This is a genomic window from Trebonia sp. (assembly GCF_030042015.1).
Taxonomy (GTDB): Bacteria; Actinomycetota; Actinomycetes; order Streptosporangiales; family Streptosporangiaceae; genus Trebonia.
In genome coordinates, this window is sequence record NZ_JASIAL010000401.1 from 1 (window position 1) to 4,930 (window position 4,930).

The 4,930-nt window shown below is 73.1% G+C and carries 6 protein-coding genes; 2 read left to right on the top strand and 4 right to left on the bottom strand.

Features of this window, described 5'->3' with window-relative positions:
- Window positions 1-389, top strand: a 389-nt coding sequence (locus Q1N79_RS21725) for a helix-turn-helix transcriptional regulator (RefSeq protein ID WP_300611777.1), incomplete at its 5' end; no start/stop codon positions are given.
- Between the two features lie 259 nt (window positions 390-648).
- On the opposite strand, the gene Q1N79_RS21730 is transcribed toward Q1N79_RS21725, so the two are convergent.
- Together Q1N79_RS21730 and Q1N79_RS21735 are read right to left on the bottom strand one after the other, a co-directional pair.
- The gene (locus Q1N79_RS21730) at window positions 649-1,773 is read right to left on the bottom strand and encodes a serpin family protein (RefSeq protein WP_300611780.1); all 1,125 of its coding nucleotides are present in this window, start codon (window positions 1,771-1,773) and stop codon (window positions 649-651) included.
- Window positions 1,774-1,796: 23 nt separating this feature from the next.
- Window positions 1,797-2,960, bottom strand: coding sequence for a pyridoxal phosphate-dependent aminotransferase (locus Q1N79_RS21735; protein WP_300611782.1), 1,164 nt, complete (start codon window positions 2,958-2,960; stop codon window positions 1,797-1,799).
- A 58-nt stretch (window positions 2,961-3,018) separates the two neighbouring features.
- Here Q1N79_RS21735 and Q1N79_RS21740 point away from each other — a divergent pair, with 58 nt between their 5' ends.
- On the top strand, window positions 3,019-3,855 hold the full coding sequence (locus Q1N79_RS21740; protein ID WP_300611784.1) for a carbon-nitrogen hydrolase family protein: 837 nt from the start codon (window positions 3,019-3,021) through the stop codon (window positions 3,853-3,855).
- Here Q1N79_RS21740 and Q1N79_RS21745 read toward each other — a convergent pair.
- Window positions 3,852-4,616 (bottom strand): SDR family oxidoreductase, encoded by a 765-nt coding sequence (locus tag Q1N79_RS21745; protein WP_300611786.1) that lies wholly within the window; start codon window positions 4,614-4,616, stop codon window positions 3,852-3,854. The two genes, Q1N79_RS21740 and Q1N79_RS21745, sit on opposite strands and share 4 nt — an antisense overlap.
- 26 nt (window positions 4,617-4,642) lie before the next feature.
- On the bottom strand, window positions 4,643-4,930 hold a 288-nt coding region (locus Q1N79_RS21750), incomplete at its 5' end, for a hypothetical protein (protein WP_300611788.1).

The window sequence follows — 4,930 nt, forward strand, 5'->3', positions numbered from 1 at the left end:
CCTACCGTGCGCGCCTGCTGCTCGAGTACGGCTCGTGGCTGCGCCGCCGGTACCGGGTCGCCGCGGCCCGGGGGCCGCTGCGGACCGCACGGCAGATCTGCGAGGCGCACGGCCTGCTGCCCTGGGCCGAGCGCGCCCGCAGGGAGCTGCGCGCCACCGGCGAGGCCAGCGAGGAACCCCGCGCGCAGCAGCGGACATCCCTGTCCCCGCAGGAGTTCCAGATCGCGCAGCTCGCCGCCGAGGGACTGTCCAACAGGGAGATCGCGCAGCGGCTGTACCTGTCCCACCGGACCGTCGGCTCGCACCTGTACCGGATCTTCCCCAAGCTTGGCATCACCTCGCGGACCCAGCTCCCGTCCGTCCTGCCCACCGTAGACCCGAACCGATAGTGAGCCGCAGCCACCCCGGAGCAGGTGCGCCGTCAAGGCGCAGCCGGGGGGTTCCGGGGGGTCGCCCCCCCGGGAAAACAGGAGCCGCAGCCACCCCGGAGCAGGTGCGCCGTCAAGGCGCAGCCGGGGGGCTCCGGGGGGTCGCCCCCCCGGGCAAAAGCTGGAGCCGCAAGCACCCCGGGGCACGCGCCCCGGAGCAGGTGCGCCGTCAAGGCGCAGCCGGGGGGTCCGGGGGGTCGCCCCCCCGGGCTAGCAGAGCTCATCTCGGGGTGGTGTACTGGCCGAGGAACAGGGGCAGGCCCGACCCGGTCTCCACGATCGCGAACAGGAACGGGCGGTCGACGACCAGCGTGACCTGCGGGCTTGGCTTCCTGACCAGCGCCAGCGTGGCGAAGGCGACCGCGGTCGCGGCGGCGGCTTCCGTGCCCATCTCGCCGACGTCGACGTACGCCTTGTGCAGGACGGCGCTGATATGCAGCGGCTCGTCCCCGGTGATGCCGCTGAAGTCGGCGGCCCCCGTGAAGGCCCGCCGCACGCCGAGCTGCTGCAGCGTGTCCGTCAGCATGAACCCGGCGGTGACGCGGAAGCGCGGCAGGGTGAGGTCGACCTGGCATTCGGCGGCGCCGGAGAGCAGCCCGTCCAGCAGCGCGCCGACCCCGCCGGCGGCGGCCAGGTGCCCGGCCAGCTCGCTGAGCGGCCCGTCGGGAAGCACCACGGCCATCGCGAGGGAGCCGCCCCGGTACGGGAGCAGGACGGCCTGGTAAGCCTCGCCACGGTGGTAGGCCAGCCCCGCCTGCAGGTGCATCATGTCCGTGGGAGCCGACCCGGATCGTTCGGGATAAAAGGGCCTTTGCCTTGTCTCCCGGGCCGGGAACTGGTGTGTCCACAGCGCGTTCAGGTAGACGGCGTTGGTCAGCACCAGCCGGGTCAGCGTGTCGACCGTGCCGCGCGGGACCAGGCCGGTGATCTTGCCGGCCGTCTGCTCGGCCACCGCCGCGTTGATCGCCTCCCGCGCCGCCTCGGGCGCGTGCCGGAAGTCGCACCGCTCCACCGAGACGGTCCCGGACAGCTGGGCGAGGAAGCTATCCCGAACGGACAGGGCCGTCTGCAGCCACATCACGTTCGGCGCCAGGAACGTCAGGTCGTCACCTGGGCGGATCGCGGCGAGCTGTGCCAGGCCGTCCGCGGCGGCCTCCTGGGCCGGCAGGTGCAGGGCGGCCGCGAGCTCGGCCGCGGTGTCGCCGCGGGCGCCGGCCAGCGCCATCCGCAGCGCCGCCGCGATGCTCGCCGGCGAGAACACCACGTTGCCCGTGGCCGCGAGCTTCACGTAGATGTCCGTGCCGAACGCGGCGTCAGCTCGCACTTCCTGGGCGATTCCCGCCATCGGGCGCCTCCCTTGACGTGGCCCTACCTGGCCAGCACTGCCAGCCGGCTCAGGGCCTCCTCCAGTATCTCCGTGCGCTTGCAGAACGCGAACCGCACCTGCGTGCGGCCTGCCTCCCTGTCGTCATAGAACACCGCGCTCGGGATCGCGACCACCCCCGCCCGCTCCGGCAGGCTCAGGCAGAACTCGATGCCGTCCGTGGCGCCAAGCGGCGCCGCGTCGGTGGTGATGAAGTACGTGCCATCGGGCTGGTACACCTGAAAGCCGATCTCCGCCAGGCCGGCGGCGAACAGGTCCCGCTTCTTCTTGAGGTCTTCCGCGAGCGTCGCGAAGTATGCGTCGGGGAGGGCGAGCGCGTCCGCCACCGCGTACTGAAACGGGCCGCTGCTCACGAACGTCAGGAACTGCTTGGTCGTGCGCACGGCGTTGACGATCTCGGGGGTGCCGGTGACCCAGCCGACCTTCCAGCCGGTGAAGCTGAACGCCTTGCCCGCGCTGCTCACCGAGACCGTGCGCTCGCGCATGCCCGGCAGGCTCGCGAGCGGGATGTGCGCGCGGTCGTAGACGAGGTGCTCGTACACCTCGTCGGTGACCACGAGCAGGTCGTGCGCCGTGGCGAGGTCCGCGATCGCCTGCGTCTCCGCCCGGGTGAGCACCATGCCGGTGGGGTTGTGCGGGCTGTTGAGCAGGATCAGCCTGGTCTTGTCAGTAATCGCTTCCCGCAGCTTTTGCAGGTCGGGGCGGAAGGCCGGCGCTCTGAGCGTGACCGGCACGCGGGTGGCGCCCGCCATCGCGATGTTGGCCGCGTACGAGTCGTAGTACGGCTCGAACGCGATGACCTCATCGCCCGGCTCGAGCAGGGCCAGCAACGCGGCGGCGATGGCCTCGGTCGCGCCGGCGGTGATGAGCACCTCGGTGTCCGGGTCGTAGGTGAGGCCGTAGAACCGCCGCTGGTGGCCGGCCACGGCCTTTCTCAGCTCGGGGATGCCTGGCCCGGGCGGGTACTGGTTGCCCTTGCCGGTCAGGACCGCGGTCGCGGCGACCGCGGCGATCTCGGGCGGCCCGTCCACGTCGGGGAAGCCCTGGCCGAGGTTGACCGCGCCGGTGGCGACGGCGCGGGCGGACATCTCGGCGAAGATCGACGTGCCGAGCCCGTCGAGGCGGCGGTTGAGAAGAGGTCGTTTCACCCCACCATGACATCACGTCCGCGGTAGCTTCGACGGCCGGCGAGGTTAAGGTGGCGGCATGCGTATCGCGTTGTGCCAGATCCCGGTGAGCCCGGATACCGCTGTCAACCTGTCGCGAGTGCGGTCCGCCCTGGCGGAGGCGGCGCGCGGCGGCGCGGACCTGGCGGTGTTCCCAGAGGCGACCATGGTGCGGTTCGGCGGCGACCTGCGCGCGGCGGCGGAGCCGCTCGACGGGCCGTTCTGCTCCGGGCTTGCGGCGGCGTGCGCGTCCACGGGCGTCTGGCTGGTGGCCGGGGTGTTCGAGCCCGCGCCGGATGGGCGGGTGTACAACACGGCGGTCGCGTTCGCCGGCTCCGGCGCGCTGGTCGCCGCCTACCGGAAGCTGCACCTGTTCGACGCCCTCGGCCAGCGGGAGTCCGACCTGGTCGCGCCGGGCGCCGGCGTCGTCGTGGCCGAGCTTTGCGGCGTGCCGGCGGGCCTGCAGACCTGCTATGACATCCGGTTCCCCGAACTGTCCCGCGCCCTCGCGGTCGGCGGCGCGTCGCTGCTTGTCGTCAGCGCCGCCTGGCAGGCCGGCCTGTTCAAGGAGGAGCACTGGGTGACGCTGCTGCGCGCCAGGGCGATCGAGAACACCGTGTGGGTCGCGGCGTGCGGGCAGGTCCCCGATCCGGACTCGCCGCCGACCAGGGCGCCCACTGGCGTCGGGCGGTCCATGCTGATCGACCCGCTCGGGGTGGTGCGGGCCGACCTCGGCCCGGCGGCGGGCGTTGTCGTCGCCGAGGCCGACCTTTCGGTTACCGGCTCGGTCCGGTCCGCGCTGCCGTCGCTGGCCAACCGGCGCGAGGACGTCTTCGGCCCGGCCCTGCCGGCGGCGGCGCCCGCGAGCGCGGGCTAGCCGTCCCGCGCGACCTGGAACGGGGCGAAGCTCTGCGCGGTCGCCATCAGCTCGATCGTGTTGACGTTGACGTGCGCGGGACGCGTGGCCGCCCAGTAGATCGCGTCGGCGATGTCGTCCGCGGTCATCGGCTGCATCCCGGCGTACACGGCGTCCGCCGCGGCCTTGTCGCCGGCGAAGCGGACGGAGGAGAACTCGGTGTCGGCCATCCCCGGCTCGACGCAGGTCACCCGCACGCCGGTGCCGTGCAGGTCGCTGCGCAGGTTGAGGCTGAACTGGTGCACGAACGCCTTCGTGCCGCCGTACACGTTTCCGCCCGGGTAGGGGTAGGTGCCGGCCACCGAGCCGAGGTTGATCACGTGACCGCGGCGGCGGGCGACCATGCCGGGCAGGATCGCCCTGGTGCAGTAGACCAGGCCCTTGCAGTTCGTGTCGATCATCCGGTCCCAGTCGTCGATGCCGGCCGTCTGGGCGGGGCCCAGGCCGAGCGCGAGGCCCGCGTTGTTGACCAGCACGTCGACCTGCGCGTACTCCGCGGGGAGGCCATTGACCACGGCGTTGACCGCGGCCAGGTCCCGCACGTCCAGGGTGAGCGGCAGCACCCGCGGCCCGAGTTCGGCGGCGAGGTCCCTGAGGCGGTCCGCGCGGCGCGCGGAGATGACGACGCGGGCGCCCGCGGCCGCGAACCGGCGCGTCACCGCGGCGCCGAAGCCGCTGCTCGCCCCGGTAACGAAGACGACGCCGGGCTGGGTGGTTGTCATGCTGGGAAATGTTAACGAAGCCCGCGTCAGCTGCGGACCGGGGACTGCCAGATCGTCGGCTCCTCGCTCGACGGCGTGGCCGTGTAGCCGACCCCGGTCAGCGTCGGTCCGGTGTCCGTCAGCGCCGTGATCGCCTGCGTGCCGGGTCCGGCGAGCCCCGTGCCGGCCGGCGTGGCCGCGGTCCACGTGGTGCCCGGCGCCGCGCCGCGGGCCAGCGTCCAGACCACCACCTGCTCGTTGCCCGGCGCGCCGAACGTCCCGGTCGCGGTGAACCCGCCGCCCGCCGCCGCCAGCGCGGTGACCGCCGCCGTGCC

Coding starts and splice junctions, on each gene's coding strand:
- Q1N79_RS21740 (WP_300611784.1), top strand. CDS start 3,019: ATGCGTATCGCGTTGTGCCAGATCCCGGTGAGCCCGGATACCGCTGTC.
- Q1N79_RS21730 (WP_300611780.1), bottom strand. CDS start 1,773: ATGGCGGGAATCGCCCAGGAAGTGCGAGCTGACGCCGCGTTCGGCACG.
- Q1N79_RS21745 (WP_300611786.1), bottom strand. CDS start 4,616: ATGACAACCACCCAGCCCGGCGTCGTCTTCGTTACCGGGGCGAGCAGC.